The sequence below is a fragment of the Eubacteriales bacterium mix99 genome (assembly GCA_038396605.1).
In the GTDB taxonomy this organism is placed as follows: Bacteria; Bacillota; Clostridia; order Caldicoprobacterales; family DTU083; genus UBA4874.
In genome coordinates this window covers 1,372,835-1,392,142 of the sequence record CP121690.1, presented here as the reverse complement: position 1 = coordinate 1,392,142, position 19,308 = coordinate 1,372,835, and the positions used below count along the sequence as shown (strand labels likewise).

Annotated in this window: 13 protein-coding genes, 1 pseudogene and 1 riboswitch; of the genes and pseudogenes, 4 read left to right on the top strand and 10 right to left on the bottom strand. The window is 50.5% G+C overall.

The window, feature by feature from the left end; genetic code table 11:
• Window position 1: 1 nt before the first annotated feature.
• Entirely contained in the window at window positions 2–1,711 is a 1,710-nt protein-coding gene (locus QBE55_05965) for an ABC-ATPase domain-containing protein (protein ID WZL79676.1), read from the top strand.
• 84 nt (window positions 1,712–1,795) lie between these two features.
• Here the strand turns inward: QBE55_05965 and QBE55_05960 are convergent, their stop codons facing one another.
• The 8 genes and pseudogenes from QBE55_05960 to QBE55_05925 form a co-directional block, all read right to left on the bottom strand.
• Window positions 1,796–2,476: a PHP-associated domain-containing protein gene (locus tag QBE55_05960; protein ID WZL79675.1), complete on the bottom strand. Its 681-nt coding sequence runs from the start codon at window positions 2,474–2,476 to the stop codon at window positions 1,796–1,798.
• 117 nt (window positions 2,477–2,593) lie between these two features.
• A complete protein-coding gene (locus tag QBE55_05955; protein ID WZL79674.1) occupies window positions 2,594–4,144 on the bottom strand; it encodes an FGGY-family carbohydrate kinase in 1,551 nt (516 codons plus the stop codon).
• 207 nt (window positions 4,145–4,351) lie between these two features.
• Complete coding sequence (locus QBE55_05950; GenBank protein WZL79673.1) at window positions 4,352–5,230, bottom strand: ECF transporter S component; 879 nt, start codon at window positions 5,228–5,230, stop codon at window positions 4,352–4,354.
• A pseudogene (locus QBE55_05945) lies at window positions 5,214–7,063 on the bottom strand (ATP-binding cassette domain-containing protein). The gene QBE55_05950 and the pseudogene QBE55_05945 overlap by 17 nt, the downstream one beginning before the upstream one ends.
• The gene (locus QBE55_05940; protein WZL79672.1) at window positions 7,060–8,025 is read right to left on the bottom strand and encodes an energy-coupling factor transporter transmembrane component T; all 966 of its coding nucleotides are present in this window, start codon (window positions 8,023–8,025) and stop codon (window positions 7,060–7,062) included. Before QBE55_05940 ends, QBE55_05945 begins: the two are co-directional and overlap by 4 nt.
• The gene (locus QBE55_05935; GenBank protein ID WZL79671.1) at window positions 8,022–9,368 is read right to left on the bottom strand and encodes a DUF4430 domain-containing protein; all 1,347 of its coding nucleotides are present in this window, start codon (window positions 9,366–9,368) and stop codon (window positions 8,022–8,024) included. Before QBE55_05935 ends, QBE55_05940 begins: the two co-directional genes overlap by 4 nt.
• Before the next feature lie 20 nt (window positions 9,369–9,388).
• On the bottom strand, window positions 9,389–11,185 hold the full coding sequence (locus tag QBE55_05930) for a terpene cyclase/mutase family protein (GenBank protein WZL79670.1): 1,797 nt from the start codon (window positions 11,183–11,185) through the stop codon (window positions 9,389–9,391).
• 223 nt (window positions 11,186–11,408) lie between these two features.
• A riboswitch (cobalamin riboswitch) is annotated at window positions 11,409–11,599 on the bottom strand.
• Between the two features lie 463 nt (window positions 11,600–12,062).
• Window positions 12,063–13,481 (bottom strand): ISLre2 family transposase, encoded by a 1,419-nt coding sequence (locus QBE55_05925; protein ID WZL79669.1) that lies wholly within the window; start codon window positions 13,479–13,481, stop codon window positions 12,063–12,065.
• A 199-nt stretch (window positions 13,482–13,680) separates the two neighbouring features.
• Here QBE55_05925 and QBE55_05920 point away from each other — a divergent pair, with 199 nt between their 5' ends.
• The 3 genes from QBE55_05920 to QBE55_05910 are packed head-to-tail and all read left to right on the top strand — an operon-like array spanning window position 13,681 to window position 15,592.
• A complete protein-coding gene (locus QBE55_05920; GenBank protein ID WZL79668.1) occupies window positions 13,681–14,055 on the top strand; it encodes a GntR family transcriptional regulator in 375 nt (124 codons plus the stop codon).
• A 3-nt stretch (window positions 14,056–14,058) separates the two neighbouring features.
• Window positions 14,059–14,928: an ABC transporter ATP-binding protein gene (locus QBE55_05915; GenBank protein ID WZL79667.1), complete on the top strand. Its 870-nt coding sequence runs from the start codon at window positions 14,059–14,061 to the stop codon at window positions 14,926–14,928.
• A complete protein-coding gene (locus tag QBE55_05910) occupies window positions 14,921–15,592 on the top strand; it encodes an ABC-2 transporter permease (protein ID WZL79666.1) in 672 nt (223 codons plus the stop codon). Before QBE55_05915 ends, QBE55_05910 begins: the two co-directional genes overlap by 8 nt.
• Window positions 15,593–15,938: 346 nt before the next feature.
• On the opposite strand, the gene QBE55_05905 is transcribed toward QBE55_05910, so the two are convergent.
• A complete protein-coding gene (locus QBE55_05905) occupies window positions 15,939–18,095 on the bottom strand; it encodes an ATP-dependent RecD-like DNA helicase (protein WZL79665.1) in 2,157 nt (718 codons plus the stop codon).
• A 252-nt stretch (window positions 18,096–18,347) separates the two neighbouring features.
• Window positions 18,348–19,187: a hypothetical protein gene (locus tag QBE55_05900; GenBank protein ID WZL79664.1), complete on the bottom strand. Its 840-nt coding sequence runs from the start codon at window positions 19,185–19,187 to the stop codon at window positions 18,348–18,350.
• Window positions 19,188–19,308 lie beyond the last annotated feature (121 nt).

Sequence of the window (19,308 nt, the reverse complement as noted above, 5' to 3'; positions counted from 1 at the left end):
AATGAAACGTTATCAGGATCTTCATCAGCTTTTGCTCTCCATTGACCGGAGGGGGTATCCCGCCTATAAGGAAATCCGAGGAGACTATGATTTTGGAGGATTCATTCTATCCATTGACCATGTCCAGGCGGATCCCTACGCGCCGCCTTCCAAATCCCATATCAGCATGAAACGGTCCGTTGCCGGCATTCCCGATGAAATGCTGGACAGCAAGCCCAGGATCATTGCCGTGGCAGACTTTCTGACCCGGGCCTTTCAAAACGCCATCCGCCGGCATCACAGCTCAGCGGGAGGGACCGGAAAAAGCGGGATGCTGACGATTGATTCCTGTGGTCAGGAAATACTGGAGCGAACCTCGGTCCTGATCCGGGAGGACCGGATTGAAGTCCGTTTTGAAGTGGGGCTGCCTGCTGCCGGCAGGCGGATTATGGGAAAGGCGGCAGACCGCATCTTCACGGACATGCTTCCGAAAGCAGCAGAAAGTTCCCTGCTCTTTCGGAACCTGGATCAGGCTGCCTTGCGCCGCCAGATTACAGGAATGCTGGATCAGGAATTCATTCGGAAGGAACTGAAGCAGAGAAAACTGGTGGCGTTTATCGCCGACGGATCCATCCTGCCGCGGGAAAGTGGGGTTTCGGACAGGCCCCTGCCGGGCGGGATCCCTTTTCAAAGCCCGGAAAGTCTTGCTGTCCGCATGAATCTGCCCAGCGGCAAAACCGTAACGGGAATGGGGATCCCCGAAGGGATCACCCTGATTGTCGGCGGCGGATATCATGGAAAATCCACCGTATTGAAAGCCCTGGAGCGGGGCATCTATCCCCACATTCCCGGAGACGGGCGGGAGCTGGTGGTCACCCGGCAGGATGCGGTGAAAATCCGCGCCGAAGACGGGCGCAGCCTGGAAAAGGTCAACATCAGCCCCTTTATCAATCATCTGCCGGGAAATAAGGATACCCATGCGTTCACAACGGAAAATGCCAGCGGAAGCACTTCCCAGGCGGCAAATGTCATGGAGGCGCTGGAAGCCGCTTCCCGGCTCCTGTTGATTGATGAGGATACCTCCGCCACGAATTTCATGATCCGGGATGAGCGGATGCGGAAGCTGGTTTCCGGGGAAAAGGAACCCATTACGCCCTTTATTGACAAGGTCCGTCCATTGTATCGGCAGCTGGGCGTTTCCACTGTATTGATTGTCGGCGGTTCCGGGGATTATTTCGATGTGGCGGACCATATCATCATGATGGACGAATATCTCCCCAAAGACGTAACCGATGCGGCCAAACGCATTGCCGCCGAAGACGGATCCCGCGGCGAGTGGGGATCCGGCGCGGACTTCGGAGAGATAACGCCCAGGATCCCGCTGAAATCCTCCTTTTCTTTTTCCGGAAAGCAGGACCGCCTGAAGTCCAAAGGGCGGTACACCATCCTGTACGGCAGGGAGACCATCGATCTGTCCGGCCTGGAACAGCTGGTGGACAACAGCCAGACCAACGCCATTGCCGTTATGCTTGACTTTTTCCGAAAACGGCTGCTGGATGATAAAATGACCCTGTCCCAGGCCGTGGATCGTCTGTACGTGCAGATCGGGCAATCCGGACTGGATTCCGTTTCCCCCTATACCGGGCATCCGGGAAATCTCGCGCTGCCCCGGAAACAGGAATTCTGCTTTGCCCTGAACCGTTACCGGGGGTTGAAGGTGAAAATTAAATAATGGTAAAATAATCAAGGTCCCCTACTTATATAAGCGGGGGCCTTTTGTTAACTCACAGGGAATAATGAACCAACGGGAAAGGCGTTACCGCTTGAACAGAATGTCCATGGGCTCGCCGGTCCGGAACAGCTCCACATAGTCCCGGGCTGACCGGATCCGCCGGGTCAGGCCTATTCCGCCCCGCCCGACATCCTCCGGCTGATGGGCATCGGAGCCGGAAGACAAATATAGATCATGCTCCAGACAGAAGGCAAATGCCTTGTCATTCCGGGAATCATGCCGCGGATTTCCATTGAATCCCTCCACGCCGTCCAGAAGCTCCGGCGGAGCGGTATGCATTTTTCTCCGATAGGGATGCGCCTGAAAAATCAGGATATCCGCATCCCCTTCCCGGATCAAGTCCCGGAAGGAAACCAAAGACAGGCGGTTCAGATAGGGATTACGGTACAGGAATTCCTCCTCGAACCCATATACCAGATAATCCTCCAGCCCGCTCTGAAAGCGAAGCTCCATGCCCAGCATAACATCCATTCCGACGGCTTCCCCGGCTTCTTTAGCCTTCCGGTAGCCCATCAGATAATCATCCATTTTTTCCTTCCATTCCCCATTCTGCTTCTCAATTACGCCGTCATGGTAATGATCAGTAATCAAAATGCCCTGATACCCTGCCTTCCGGTACAGCTCAACCATCTCCTCCGCCGGCACTCTCCCGCAGGGGCTGACCTCACTGGTATGTACATGGGTATCATAGCGATAATAATTCATGAAAAAGGTACCTCGATTCTGTATGTCCTGGTTGTGTCTTTATGTCCTGTTGTTTATAATCACGTACTACACAGGACGCTCCTTCATCGTCACAGGTTGTCTTTATATCCTGTTGTTTTATAATTCCGCGATCCGGTCATAAACCGGCTTTAGCCGGGGGTAGACAGACCGGTAGATCCGATAGTGCTTCTCATATTCCCGACATTCCGACTCCACCGGGGTGCAGCGCCTGCTGTAAACCGCTTCCGCAGCCGTACGGAAATCATGGAACATCCCGACGCCCACCCCTGCCGCAATGGCCGCGCCCAATGACGTTGCCACATCGGGGAAGGAATGCACCTTCACCGGCAGGGCGAAAATACTGCAGAGCATTTCATTCCACAGTCTGCTTTTTGCTCCGCCGCCGATCAGGATCATATCCCGGATCCCCACCTGGTTGTCCTGGAAAACATCCAGTACACTCCGCAGGGCATAGGAAATCCCTTCGTAAACCGACCGCACCATATCACTGCGGGTATGGTACAGGGTAAATCCCACAAAGGCGCCCCGGGTGTTGGGATCCCAGTAAGGCGTTCGCTCCCCCATGAGATATGGCAGGAAAAACAGACCGTTGGCGCCGATGGGCGAGCTACGGGCCAGGGCTTCCATCCTGTCATAAAACGCCGAAGAAGTTTCCACTCCTCCATCCTTTGCGGAAGCCGATTCCGCAGATGCCCGGCCAAGCAGGTCCATGGCCCAGTTGTAGGACGCAGCTGCGCTTTGCACGGTGCCGCAGACAACCTTGTGCCGGCCATCCAGATCAAAGTAATTAAAAATCCTGGCGTCCCCGTCGAAAACAGGGGCATCGCACAGAGCGCCAATCCAGGAACTGCTGCCCAGATAATTATAGGCATCCCCCGGTTCCTTCACGCCGGAGCCCCGGGTGGCGCAGGCGCCGTCTCCGCCGCCGACAGTCACCGGAGTCCCCGGAATCAGGCCAAGCAGCGCCGCCGCTTCCCCGGACAGTCCGCCTGCCACTTCATAGGAACAATGCAGCTCCGGCAGCTTTCCCGTATCCACATCCAGGGTTTTCAGCATATCATAAGCCCAGTCCCGCTTTCCCAGATCCAGCATGCAGGTAAGAGAGGCGTCGGAATAATCTGTAATGCCCATATGGTTCGTAAGGCGATAGCAGATATAGTCCTTAGTGTTCAGAAAGCAGCGGGTTTTTTGATACAAATCCGGATAATGCTCTTTCAGCCACAGAACCTTGGGAAGAGTATAGTGAGGATCCGGGCGGTTTCCGGTAATCCGGTAAAAGGAATCCAGACCCAGCCGTTCCTGGATGCGCTGGCATTGAAGCCCGGTCCGGCAGTCGGAATGGATGATGTTGTTGTAAAGCACTTCCCCGTCCGCGTCCACCGGAATACAGCCGTTCATATGCCCGGAAATCCCAATCACTGCCACAGACTCCGGATTCAGGCCGAAGCGTTCGACCAGTTCCCTTGTGCCGGTCACAACACTTTGCCAGAGAAGGTATGGATCCTGCTCCGACCAGCCCGGTTTGGGATAAATGGTCCCATAGAGCACGGTGCTGGCCATGATTTCCTGTCCCAGACTGTCAAAAACCGTACATTTATTGCCGGTGGTCCCGATATCGTATGTCAGGATAAAATCGTCCTTCATCATGATCCTCCCTTATGCGGTTGTCTTCATTGCACCCCATGCAGCCTTGCAATGTTTGCAAATTTGCAAAGCTTCCTACAACAGTATTTATTATACCATAAACAAATCAAAAAGGAGTCCCAAACCATTCCTGCAATTTCTACATGAGACCATATTCCCGTTAATGCATATCAAATTGCGCCTGTAAAAAAGCAGGGCATCTGCCCTGCTTCAATATCCATCCTGTATCAAACCGTATTTTATCTTGATGCGCTCCAATTTTTCGATCATGGGCCTGGCTGCCAGAAACAAAAAAAACACCGTTGCGGAAGCATGTACCAGGTCCACCGGAATCCCTGAGATATAAACCGCCAGCAGACTTTCCTTCGTGACCGCATAGGACATCATCAGAAGGGAAGCCGGATTCATGATGCCGCCATAAATAAAAAGCGTGGCAAGAAAGCCATAAATGCACAGTGACCCTTTCTTTGCCTTCAGCCAGCCTTTCTGAAACAAAATGCCCGCCAGAAATCCTATGATCCCCATGGAAAACATCTGCCAGGGCGTCCACGGCCCCTGTCCGAACATCATGTTGGAGACAAGCATGGAAATCGCGCCCACAAGAAAACCGGATTCGGCGCCAAAGCAAACCCCTGTGATAATCGCGACTGCCGCCATCGGCTTGAAACCGGGCACCATGAAAAAGGCGGCCCGCCCTGCTACTGCAATGGACACCAGCACGGAAATGATCAGCAGCTCCCTTGCCTGGGGCTTACGGCTTTCGAATACCATAAAAAAAGGGATCATGCAATAGATCGCAATGAGCAGGCTGATCAACAGATACTTCCGGTCATTCAGAAAACGGATTCCAATCCAGATGGTAAGAGGGATCAGCAGGAGGATCAAAAAGACAGACACAATCGTCCGGGCCGGCAGTTTTCCCCTGTCTCCGGGTGCAATAATCCCGTCCGGATCCTTCCGGTTCCTTTCCCTTTTCTCCTGCCCGGTGGGATCCTGTTCCTCCCGGAAGTCCGCATCCGCTGACCAGCGCTGTTTTCCGCTTCCCAGGAAGGCATCCAGGAAAGCATTCAACTTATCCTCTTTCTGCATGAGACAGATCCTCTTTCTCTTTTTTGGACACCTGTGACACGGCATCGATCACATCGTCCACTGTAACCGCTTCTGGAAAATATTGCCGTGCCATACGGTTTGCCGCCGTGGTATAGAACGGATTGCCGGCAAAAAAGCTTGCGGTATCCTTGCAGGCCACGACATTCCCCTGGAAAAACAAGCCGGTGCGGTCGGCATACTGCGCACAGAATTCAATATCATGGCTGATCATCAGAACCGTCACGCCGTGTCCGGTCAAAGTGCGCAGAATCTCTCCCAGCTCTCTTTTATAATGGTTATCCATTCCTTTCGTCGGCTCATCCATCAGCAAAATCCTGGGGCGCAGCAGCAGCACTTTGGCCAGCGCCAGCCTCTGCTGTTCTCCGCCGCTCAAATCATAGGGATGACGATCCAGAAGATGTCCAAGCTTTGTCAGGGCGACGATCCCTTTCACTGCATCTGCCTTTTTCATATCAATGGGATATGCCTTGCTCTTCCTTTCCCGTTTCCCACCGATCATTTCATACAGGTCTTCCCGTACCGCCTTTTTTACAAACAGGCTTTGCGGATCCTGGGGCATGACGCCCAGAAATCCATGATACAGCTCATCGTCACTGTACTTTCCGATCTCTCTGCCTTCCAGCCAGATCCTCCCCCGGTACGGGGACCGGATCCCGGCAATCAGGCTCATGGCGGTGCTTTTCCCCGTGCCGTTTCCACCGACCAGGGCAAATATTTCCCCTTTCCAGATCTCAAGGGACAAGTCCCGCACCACATCCGGCAGGGCTCGTTCGTTACGAAACCAGACATCCCGGATACGAATCTCGGGGATTTCCTGCTGCCTCCGGTTCTGATGACCCCTGCCCGTTCTCTTTCCCGCAGGATCCGAAAACAGCTTATGGGATGGCGGCCCGGACACCATTCCGGGTACCATGGTTTCCAGCAGTTCCCGAAGCCAGCGGCGGCCCTGACGAACCGTCAGAGGACACACGGAAAGGCCGGAAGACGGCTTTCCGGATCCGGAAGGTTCCGGGGACAGACCGGAGGATCCGGAATCATCCCACAAGCGGCGGACTCCCGCACAGATCTGCATGGGAGCCGGCATGGCAAGAAACATGTCATGATCTTTGTCCTTCAAAAACTTCCCCACATCCTCCGGAGTCCCATGAACCAGCATCTGTCCCTCTTCCATGACGTAAACCTGGTCCGCCCAGGGGATGACATTTTCCAGACGCTGTTCGGTAAGGAGAACGGTGGTCCCGGTATCCCGGTTGATTCTTCGGATCGTCTCAAGAAAATCCGAAGCAGCTATCGGATCCAGCTGCGAGGTGGGTTCGTCCAGGATCAAAAGACATGGATGCATGGCCATGACGGACGCCAGGTTCAAGAGCTGCTTCTGCCCTCCCGACAATTCGTTTACATTTTTCCGGAACCATTCCTGTATCCCGAAATAAGAAGCCATCTCCCCTACGCGCAGCCGTATCGTAGGAGTGTCATACCCCAGGCTTTCCAGCCCGAAAGCCAGTTCATGCCATACCTTATCCGTCACGATCTGATTTTCCGGGTTCTGCAGGACATATCCGATGCCGGCAGCCTGCGTGCGCTGGTCCACGGCCTTAAGGTCCTTTCCCATGCAGCGTATCGTGCCTTTCCTTTCCCCATGCGGTGCCAGAACGGTCTTCAGGTGACGCAGCAGCGTACTCTTTCCGCAGCCGCTCTTCCCGCAAAGCACGGTAAAGCTGCCTTCCTCCACCTCCATACGGATCCCGACAAAGCCGGGATCTTTGCGTTGGGATAGCGGAAGCTGAAATCCTTCACTTCAATACAATTCAAGATGCTGCCCTCCCGTCGGTCAGATACCACGGGAGATGCCGCTCCCGGTTTCCCATGGCTTCCAGTTTCCGAAAGGTATGATCCTCCCACAATCCCATCAGTACCGGAAAAAAGCAGATCCCTGCCCAGGCGGCATACACCGGCAGGCTCTGTCCGCTCAGGGGAAGTCCTCCGATCCGGATTACCGGATTATATTGAGCGGATGCCACACCCTTGTGGAATCCAATGAGACAGACCGAAAAAAGGGCCGCCAGCACGGCCGACACCTTCCCGTCCCGCGCATCAAAACGAAAGAGGGAGAACGCCGTTCTTCCTTTCATCCCGTATCCCCTGGCCCGCATGGAATCCGATGTCCCGATGGCATTTTCCAGTGCCCAGGTAATCATTATGGATAAAATGGTGATCCCATGTCGGATTTTCTGCAGCACATTTCCATTGCGCACATCCCTTCCAATTGCCTTCTGCCCTTTCCGTATCACATGCAACTGCGCCTCAAACCGCGGCACAAACCGGAAGGCCATGGAAAGCACCAGGGACAGTGCCGGAATCACCCGTCCAAACAGGTAGACGAATTTATCCGTGGTCATCACTTCATTAAAGCAGGAAAACCATAACACAGCGATAAACATCATGGAAGCCAGCACAACACCATAGACCATGGCTTCCAGGGTTACCGGGCCTGTTTTCAGATAGAAAAGGAACGTCACTCCGTAATGATTGAAGGCCGGATTGACAAAAGCCACAATGACCATGGCCGGCAGGGTAAACAGCAGATTGAATTTCACAACCTGCCTCCGGCCTCTGAGCCGTATCGAATAGCACAGGCCTCCGAAAAAGGAAATTCCAAGCAAAACCGGATGACTCAGGAACATGGAAACCAAAAGAACGATCAGGAAATAGAAAAAGTTCACTGCCGGATGACATTCTGAAAACGCATCCGCCCTTCTGCGCGTTCCGCTCATTGTCCATTCTCCCAATACTGATCGCCGACGTCCCGGCCCAGATCACAGGTGTAGCGCCATGCAATCGTATCTCCGTCGCTTACCTCATATTTGGAACATCCATAGTTGGGAAACCACCCGTTTACGCTGTACATCCATCCGGAAAGATCCCCAACATCAAATTCATAGAGCTGATGAATCCCTTCCACATAATAGGAGCTGTAGGCAGGAGTATAGGAAGCTTCCGTCTGGATCCCTCTTTCCCGGCAAACACGGTACAGCACATCATACACGGTTTCCCCGGGGGTATACTCCACCGTTTTGCTACTCAGAATCCATCCGTTTTTCGGCACAAAGCCCTTCTTGGAGGAATTCAACTTTCCCGAATTTGCGGAAATGGTCAGACAGTCTATGGAGATCGTGCAGGTGTGAGCCGTTTTTTCGGTACGATCCTTTTGCGCATTCCCCGCATTCCCATCATCTTTATTGCTTTGATCACTTTTTCCATTTCCGGCAGTTCTGTCCCGGATATCCACGCTGCCCTTTGCTGTCTTTTCCGGACCCTGCGTGCTCCCCACGCCGGGGGAAGTGTCTTCCGTCACCTTGGCTGCCCTTTGCCCTGAACCGCTGTTTTCTGCAGGAGTTCCTTTTTCGCCGGAAGAGGCTTTGCCCGGATCCGCCTGATTGGAAACAGCTTCCCCGGAAGCTACTTCATCCACTTCATCCGCCTTTGTCTTTCCGCCTACCAGATAATAGGTATCTCCCATTTCCAGGACGGGAAAGCTCAAAGTGGTTATTTCCTTTCCCTCTTTTGTATCGGTGCCGATGGAAACGCCGCACATTTTTGCCGGCTTTTTGTCTACCAGCTTACATAAAACAACAGAATCCGCATCCAGTTTTTCCGGCAGGGACAAAGTCAGCTTCGCGGGAGCTGCCAGATTTGCCTTTTCCAGAGCAACTCCCAGGCCAACAGTGGCGTGATTGGCGGATTCTTTCACTTTCTCCGTCTTTTCCTCCGGAAAGCGTACCTTCATCTTCTGCTCTATGGGGTTTTGTATTTTCTCTCCCTCATAGGTCCAGGTGTAGGTGATGCCGGTATCCGGATCTTCGGAATAGAATTCATAGCTTCCATCCCTGCCCGCTATCGTCTTCATTTGAGCCTTTGTAATGATTCCATCCCCGGGAAGCTCATTTTTTTCCTTCAGGGCATCCCCGTTTTTCTCATGTTTTGTACTGAAGGTTCCGGCCTGCTGATCCCATTTTGCTGCTTTCCCGCTGTTGGTACTGAAATCACAACCGGCTGCGAACAGCATCATACCAGCCAGTAAAACAGATGTCAGAGTCCGAACGATTCTTCGTCTCATGAATTTCCTCTCTCCCTATGCTATGATACCTTTTTCGCTCTTTTCCTGAAGTAAACACCTGCTCCGATGGCCGCGCCGCCGCCGAGAATACACAGCAGACAGGGGAAAAACTTCCCGGGCAACGTTTGAGAGTGTTCTTTCTGTTCAGAATTCGCAGCTGCCGGGATACTTTTTGTGCCTTTCCCCTTCAAAGCCTTTTCAGGCTTATATTCTGCCCCCTGGAAACTCCACGGCTGCTTTGCACCGATGTCTTCCTTTGTCCCTGTCTCTTCTTTTACAGCGGTATCCCTGGATGCCACCTTTTTGAGCGAGGACTTTGGAGCAACGGTTCTTTCCATCGAAATACTTTTCACCGCAGTTTTATGAGGGAAGATCTTCCGGGAAGCAGACTTTCCGGAAGTCGTGGATTTCGTCTTTCCGGATGACGGGACACCGTTTTTAGGGGTCGTTTCTCCGGTGTGGCTCCCGTCTCCCGTATGCCCTCCGTTCCCCGGCTTGTCCGTTTCCTTTCCGGGATCTTCTGTCCCTTTTCCGGGTTCCTCCGATTCTTTTCCAGGACCCCCCGGCTCTTTTCCAGGACCCCCCGGCTCTTTTCCAGGACCCTCCGGCTCTTTTCCGGGTTCCTCCGGTTCCTTTTCGGGTTCCCCCGGTTCCTTTTCGGGTTCCCCCGGTTCCTTTTCGGGTTCCCCCGGTTCCTTTTCGGGTTCCCCTGGTTCCTTTCCGGGATCTGCCTTCAAATCCGACATATCATACAGACTGGTTTTCCCATCCAGAAATCTCTGATAGGCCACCAAAGAATAAAATCCCTGTTCCGTAGACATGCCGTCCACGGTACCTGCCGCCGCGCCTCCGTTATTCCCGCCACCGGGTTTGACGTGCATGAATCCGCTTCCATCCACATGGTAGGAGATCAGATTTCCGACCAGCCATTTTCCATTTTTGATAAACCGGGCATCCGTTTGCGGATCCACACCCAGAGCAGTCAGCGCGGTAAGAACCTGCGCGCTGGACTCTGATGTCTCCACTCCCATGCTGCCGTATCCTCCTGCTTCATTCTGTATACTGCTCAGGCAGTCCAGGCCCCGGTCCGCTGCCCGGGTGACTTCTTCATAGCCCGCTTTCCTGTAATACGGAGCCAGGGACTGCAAAGCCATTCCCGTCATGTCGGAATCTGCTTTTTTGCCTGCCAGGGCCCATCCTCCGTCCTCCAGCTGCCGCCCCAGAACAAACTGAATCAGCTTCTCTTCCGTTGTCTGTTCCACATCGCCGGCTGCCTTTGGAATTTTGTAATCGGGTTTGGAGCTGAGAGCAATCAATGCCCAGATCGGACCGTTCAATCCCTGCCTTTTTACGCCGGCAAAGTCCGCCAGGGGCTCCAGGAGATTGTATCCGCCCACATTCTCCGCGTCTTTTCCCATAGCGGTCAGGACAAGAATCGTTTTGGAATATTCCGTGTATTTTCTTTTGTGCAATACCCCATTATTCTGTTTCAGATATTCCACCAGATTATTGTAATAAGTTGCAAAATAAGGATCGTTTAAATCCATTCCGCTTCTTGCCAGGCCCAAAACAAACCACTCGCTTCCCACGGCGGGAGCTTTGTCGATTGACAGCATATATGCCCTTGTTTCCTGGATTATGGCACTTACCGGCCTTGCTGTACCTGCTTCTTTGGAGTATGTGGAATTCTCTGCAATAACCTTAACTTGTCCGACTTTTGCATCAGCAAAAACCGAAGCAGGAAACTGCATGAACAGCATCATTACGATAAGAAGAACTGCCGCGATTTTCTTCATTTCTTTCATAAATATCTTCATTTTTCGATATCTTCCTTTTCTAATAATATTTCCTTACTCCGCTTGCTCTGCTTCCCGGTAATCTTATAAACACTTTCACCGCAAGCAATGTTTATCACCTGACCGTCTGTAACAAAGATAGGAAAGGAAAATGATTTCTGCCCTACTCGTCTGCAGGAACGATAAACCTTGCAACAAAAAAAGAGCGCAAAAAACACACCTCCATTCTGCCTATGGACGCTGCAACTGAGTTCCTTTCCGTGTTTTGTGTTCTGGCTTGGGTTCCTCCTACTCAAAGCGCCTTCCCGAAAAACTTTCCTTCCAGTGGCCCTTGCTTCTTTCGTCCCCCTTACAGCAGGGATAACTGCTCCGGATTCTCACCGGATTCCTTTCAACAGGGCATGTCCTGCCCTGACCACAGAAAACTTATGAATCTATCATGTGTTATGTAAAAGATGCAACCTTGTATCGTTTCATATTCCTATATGAAATACATCTCTTTTCTACCCTTTTTATTATAATTTAAAGGGGACAAGGTGTCAATTGACAAAATGGAAAAGATAGCGTCAATTTACTGTAGGGAAAGAAAGAATAGAGACATCCTGAAATATTCTTACTAGCAACAGTGGTCTTGATTGATTTCATTAATTTTAACAGCAATCAATCTTGTCAGCTGCATTTATTCCACGATCTGCTTGACAACGAGCCTCTGCCGGTGTGGCTTACGGCAGATGTCGGCAGCAGCCATCTCTAACAGCGGGATAGGCTTTGGAGCGGTTGCTGCCGTACCTCAATGCTACCACACCGACTTCTCGTTATCAAGCAGCTTTCGCGGCATAAACGCTTGATCTATGTCGTCCCGGCTATTAAAAACGCCATAACGAGCTTTATGAAGGGCCTAATAGCGTATTCCGGCCATACTCCTCATCTCATTAAACAGCCCTGTCTTTTTCCCCATGGTAATTACAGTTGGGCTGCTACTCCATGAACCAGCATATCTGCTTTCTGATGATTTCCTTACTTCCTTGATTAATTCATCCTGCAATTCATGTTTCCTGTTCTCCTTCTCCTTAAGCTTCTGTGCCATAACCAGGTCATAGATCCTGCCGCCATTTTTCTTATATACGATAAGTTTGGACATCCTGGCAACACCTTTTTCAGACCATCCCTTAGGCCTGCTGCTTAGCCTGCTTGAAAACACATGGCTTATATGACCTTCGGCACTGCATCCTATCAGTTCATGGCCCTTATCAGCCTTTATCTCTATTCCATGCCAGTTATTCAATATGTACCGTCTGGCATCCTTAACTGCCTTCCTCTTCGTTTTGGAAACCGTTCGTTTGAGGATCTTCTTGAAAACATCCTTGACCATGTCCTTGTCCGGCCAATCCAATGCATCCTTCAACTCCTGATAGATGTCTCCATCGTTTAAGTGTGCAGTCGCAGTTATCATATATTTCTTAAGATGAAAATTGTCCAGCACAAACTTGCTTTTGGGAATCCAGTCAAGCCCGGCCTTAATCCATGATGCCCCATCCCCGGAAAGGTATATGGTTTCAATGAAATCCATGTTGTACTGCTTGTCTATATATTCTATGACCTCCAGCCACAGATCCTCACTCTCATCATACATGCCGCCAAAATATTTAACGTTTTTAAGTCTGGTCCTCGTTTGGCTGCTTTTTTCGGGATCTACGCCTTCATGAACATAAACCAGCCTGGGCATAGCTATCTTGCTTTTATCGTCTTCTCCCTGCAGGGAAACATGATCTTCATCTGCTTCAACATACAGTATCCTGACATCCCTCTTCTTGTCCACCTTATGCTCATGTTCGCTGATCTCAAGGTTATGTATTTTATCCATAACAGCCTGCTTGCTTATTTCATCCATATATCCGGCTCTTTCTCCACCTTTCCTGTAGCTGCTGTCTATGGCCTCTTCCACCACATTGATCACCACATCTGCACTCACTCTGTCATGTGGCTTAAGACCAACAAGCTCATCAACGAGATATTTCCTTTTGCCACCACTCTTTGGCTTAAAATACGTTCTATTATACTTGATCGTTCCAAAGGTCGTTAAGATCCCTGTCTCATCTTTCCTGACAATCTCCCAATTGTTTTTCCTGACCCCGGACTTTCGAAGCTGTTCATCCATCCCCTCAAGAGTCTCCACCAGTATATTCCGACCAAGTTCAAACAGATCCTCCTGCAGCCCCAGAGTCAGTTCCGCCAGATCCTTACCTTCCCTTAAAAATTTTCTTACCTTATTTTCTGTTTTTCTTGCAAACTCGTTAAAATCTTGTATACTGTACATGGAAGGTGGCACCCTTTCTTGATATTTTTGTTGATGATCAATATTTTAGCAGGATGCCACCTTCTTTTCAATCCTTATGGTAATTTATTACTCTTAATCCCTACGGTAACTTTACGCTAACATTTTAATTTTTTGATTGACAAATCGCGTCAGCTGTATATACTGTATATGAACAGTATGATCGAAAGGTGGCGGACGATTGGACATTTTGATATCAAATTCCGGTGCGCAGCCAATCTATGAGCAAATCACGGATCAGATCAAGGATCAGATCATGAAGGGCGAGCTCACGGAGTCAGAGCCTCTGCCTTCCATCCGGAGTCTGGCAAGAGATCTTCATATCAGTGTGATTACCACGAAACGGGCTTACGATGAGCTGGAAAAGGACGGATTTCTAGTGACGGTAGCCGGCAAGGGATCCTATGTCGCCGCGCAGAACAAGCAGCTGCTTCGGGAAAACCGCATCAAAATCGTGGAGGAAAAGCTCACCGAGGCGGTGCTGGCTGCCAAATCCGCTGATTTATCCTTTGCAGAACTGGAAGAGATGCTTCGATTTTTTTATGAGGAGGGATAAGAATTGGAAAACATTCTGGAAATCAGGAACCTGAAAAAAACCTTTGGGGATTTTACACTGGATAATATCAGCTTCTCCCTGCCAAAAGGCTTTATCACCGGTTTTATCGGCCCCAACGGATCCGGGAAAACCACGACCATCAAGCTGATTATGAACCTGCTGAAAAAGGACAGTGGGGAAATCCGGATATTTGGACTGGATCCTGTCCGACAGGCGAAGGAAATCAAGAACCGAATCGGATTTGTTTATGACGAGAGCCATTTTTATGAGGAACTGACGGTGGAGGAAATGAAACGGATCATCGCACCCGTATATGATCAATGGGATGAGCAGCAGTTTCAAAGCTATGCCGCAAAGTTTGACCTGCCCGGGAATAAAAAAACGAAGGATCTTTCCCGGGGGATGAAGGTGAAATTTTCCCTGGCCATCGCCCTTTCCCATCATGCGGATCTGCTGATCATGGATGAGCCCACTGCGGGACTGGACCCGGTGGTACGCAGTGAAATCCTGGACATCCTGTATGTCCTCATGCAGGATGAAAACAAGGGAGTGTTCTTTTCCACCCATATCACTTCCGATCTGGATCGGATTGCGGACTATGTCGTCATGATATATAACGGAAAGATCCTGTTCTGCACACAGAAGGATGCTTTGATGGAAAACCATGCCATTATAAAGGGGAAGGCATCCCTCCTGGATACCGTCCGAAGTTCAGACCTGAAGGGCATCCGAAAGAGCAATTACGGATTTGAAGCCATGAGCACAGCAAAGGAAACGACCGAGGCCTTTGCAAAGGCGGGGGCTGTGATCGATCCCCCCACCCTGGAAGATATTATGCTGTATTATACAAGAAAGGAGTCCTCCCGTGTTTAATCTGATTTGGAAAGATATCCTGATACAAAAGAAAACGCTGGCCTATATGGGGCTTTATATTATCCTGTTTGGCATTACCTTTCAAAATATAACGGCCGACCCTTTCCCAGCCATTGCCGTGGCAGTGACCTATCAGATGATTGCGGCAGCCTGCAGTCATGAGGATAAGTCCGGGGCAGATATCCTATGGAACAGTATGCCGGTCAGCCGGGAGAAACTTGTCCTGTCCAAATATCTGTCCATGTTTGTCTATACTCTCCTTGCCTCTCTGGGATATATGGCATTTGCCGCTGTCATCCATCTCACCCGGCTGCCCATAAAGGCGTCCCCCATTACCGCAACCGGCATGATGGGATCCATCGTCGCCATTGCGCTGATGAACAGCCTTTATCTCCCGGTGTATTTCAGGCTGGGCTTCATGAAAGCCAGGGTAGCAAGCTTTTTTCTCTTCTTTGCCCTGTTCTTCGGCGTCACCTTCGGCGTCAATGTCCTGTCGGAGGAAATCCACAGCGCCCAGGGGAATACGGCGCTGCGGGCAATCGCCTCAGCTCTTCAGAGCGCATCGGATCTGCAGATATCCCTTTTGCTCCTGGGACTGGCTTTTGTTTTCCTGCTGGCCTCCTTTTGCCTTTCCGTAAAATTCTACAGGAACCGGGAGTTCTAACACTCCCGCGTTCCTGCAAAAACGTGTTTCATTTGCCATGGATTTGATCCTTTATCGTATTATAGGTATCTACGATATCTTTTTTCTCTGCCAATAAGCCCCTGTTCTTCTTTCCGGTTATCCTTTCATGCATTTTTACTGAAATAGGTTGATACAGGCACAAAGGTGATGGCTTCATCATTTTTATATTTGTAGCCTTTCGTACCTCCAAATGCTTCAGGAAAAGGATATGGCCTGTATCATCAAGCATAAGATTATAACCCGAACCGACTTCCTATGTATCAAGATAAAATAAACTGGGCTCAAAAACATAAATGGTTGCTAAATGTCACAGACCAAAGAATGATTATTGAGGCCCGGCAATGCGTCTTGCCAGCATGGTGTTCCTCTTCGCGATTTTATTGTTTCGTATAGCCATGGCCACAGCACGCCTGGACCCGACCAGTACATAAACTTTTCTGGCCCTGGTGATGCAGGTATAGAGCAGATTCCTCTGAAGCATCACATAATGCTGGGTGGTCAGGGGAGCGATCACAATGGGATACTCGCTTCCCTGGCTTTTATGCACGGTGGCGGCATAGGCCAGGATGATCTCATCCAGCTCGGTATAGTCATACTCCACTATCCGATCATCATAGGAGATCCGGATGGTTCGGTCCTCCGGAACGATTTCCCGGATTCGTCCGATGTCCCCGTTGAATACATTTTTATCATAGTTGTTTCGGATCTGCATGACCTTGTCGCCAATATAAAACGTCGTTCCCCCATACTTGACAGAAGCTGCTTTCCCATCCCTGGCTGTCAGTTTTTCCTGCAGAAGCTGATTGAGGTGGTGAGCCCCTGTGGAACCTCTCAGCATCGGACAAAGCACCTGAATGTCCCGGATCGGATCGGCTTTGTAGTATTTCGGCAGCCGCCTCGTGACAAGGGATACAATGGTCTGCGCCACCTGCTCCGGATCTTCCTCTCCGATAAAGAAAAAATCCCGGTTTACGGCCCCCTTATACCGGATGGGAAGCCCCTGATTGATCCGGTGGGCATTGGTGATGATCATGCTTCCCCGTGCCTGACGGAAAATGTTTGTCAACCGGACCACTTCCACCTTTCCGGAATCAATGATGTCCCGCAGGACATTCCCCGGCCCAACGGAAGGAAGCTGATCCACATCACCGACCAGGATAACCACCGCTTTGTCCGGCACCGCTTTCAACAGGTTATACATCAGAAGCAGGTCCATCATGGAAACCTCATCCAATATCAACACATCGCATTTCAGCGGGTTTCCTTCGTTCATCGTATATCCTTTTGCAGGCTTGAATTCCAGAAGCCGGTGAATCGTTTTTGCCTCCATGCCTGTTACCTCGGACATCCTTTTTGCTGCCCGGCCCGTGGGAGCTGCCAGCAGGATCCGGGCTCCGAGGCTTTGGTAGAAGGAGAGAATCCCCAGTGTGGTAAAGGTTTTGCCGGTGCCGGGCCCTCCCGTCAGCACCATGACCTTATGGGATGCTGCCTTTAAAATGGCTTCCCGCTGCATCCCGTCATAATGAATCCTGTTCTTCTTCTCGACGGAATCAATCAGGGAACCGGCATGATTGTGGAGAATCGGCGTATCCGTTTCCATAATCTTTTTCAGCCTGCGGGCCACACCGATTTCACTATGATAAAATATCGGAAGGAACAGGGCATCGTCCTCATCCGGAATCAGGGAGCCTTCCTTCAGCATATTGTCCAGGGCAGAGACGATCCGCTCCGTCTCCACCTCCAGAAGCTTCTTCGCTTCTTCCACCAGCTGATCGTGATAGGCAAAACAATGCCCTTCGTTGGATAACTGACCAAGCACATAGAGAATTCCGGAACGGATTCGTTCATAGGATTGAACGTCAAAACCCATATTCTGCGCAATGCGGTCCGCTGTCCGGAATCCGATCCCCCAGATATCGTCTGCCAGCCGATAGGGATTCTCCCGCACGACCTGAATACTCTCATCGCCATAAGCTTTATAGATCTTTACGCCATAAGCCGTGGAAACTCCATGGGACTGCAGGAAAATCATGATATTCTTGACTTCCTTCTGCTCCTCCCATGCCTTTTGGATCATCTCCACCCTTTTCGGCCCAATTCCTTCCACCTGCAGCAACTGATCGGTTTCTTCCTCAATAACCTTCAGGGTGTTCTCTTTAAACTTCCTGACAATCCGTTTTGCGTTCACCGGACCGATGCCCTTGATCAATCCGCTGCCGAGATACTTTTCGATCCCTGCAGCCGTAGCAGGAAGCTTTTCCTCAAAAGACGAAACGACAAATTGGCGCCCGTATTTGGTATCCACCTTCCATTGCCCTTTCAGGGATACCACGGCACCGACATTTACAGACGGCATATTTCCCACAATGGTGACCAGATCAAAATATCCCGCGCTTTTCATTTTGGCCACGGTATAACCATTTTCATTATTTACATAGGTAATCCGCTCAATGACTCCTGAAACATACTGGTTTGACTGCATGGAACCCTTTTTCACCTGGCATCCGACCTTTATCCAACCTTTTTCTATGATCGATATCTGTCATCACATAATCTGTTATTATGTATGTATCTATCTTATCACAACTTTGCGTTTTACAACAAATGAAAGCATTGCATCCGGATACATCAAAGCTCATCTTCTTTCATTGGCGTTTTTGCTATTAACAGCGTGTTTGTGCCACTCGGCGTTCAAAGTCGGAATACATTTCTTTCCTATTTCCACCGAACCATTTTATGTGCCAATGATCGTTTTGGACAGAATCTCCCGGTCGCACTCATTGACGGTGTCCAGGGAGGGAGCCATGATATACAGCACAATGGTAGCCTGATACTCCTCAAAGTACCGGACATATACCCGTCCTTTCAGGTCGATAACGGGAAAATCACCGGAATAAGAAAATCTGCCCTGGGGCCTGCCATACTGCAGATAGCCCTGCTGAAATCCCCTGTACTGATGGACCGGGCTGTTGGTCCGGATACCGGAATCGATCCGGGCCCAATCCCCATATCCGGCATACTGCACAGCATACTGAATGGAAGAGATCTCCTCACGGAATACACTTTGCTCCCAGGAACAGCCGATGGAAGAAAGAACCAATGCTCGCTGATCATACTCCGGTACCTTCACAATCTCCTCCGCATTGATTTCCCCATCCGGCAAAAAGCCGAACCTTCTGCATTTATCGCCGGGTTTGATAATGTATCCTCCGTAGAAGCTGCTGTAATAATCCGAACCGGGATCATAATAGGACGAAGTGCCTTTCCATAGAGGAAAATGCCCGAAGTTATAGAGGATGGTAAACTCCACCTGTTCCCCAAGGTACCCGGAAAGTCCTTCATTGTCATTAAACGTCATCACAAAGGGATACCAGTCCGGTTTCTTCGTGCTGGCACCTCCCGGTATCCGGAAACGGATGGAATCCGTTTTCATTAAGCTGTCCCGATAACAGAAAGAACTGTACGGCCGCATAACCGCATAGCTTCGGATCGGAGCGCCGACGGGAGAAAGCAGCAAAGCAATGCACAGCAGCAGAACCAGGATCAAAATCCACAGACGTTTTCGCTTTTTCATGCTTCCTCCCTGCCTTTTCCAATTTCATGCCCATCATATCACAACCGCCGCCTCCTGTCATGCTTGAAAGAATCTGGTGAAGAGTGTACTGGGCAATGTCAATTTATCATAAGGAACTAGA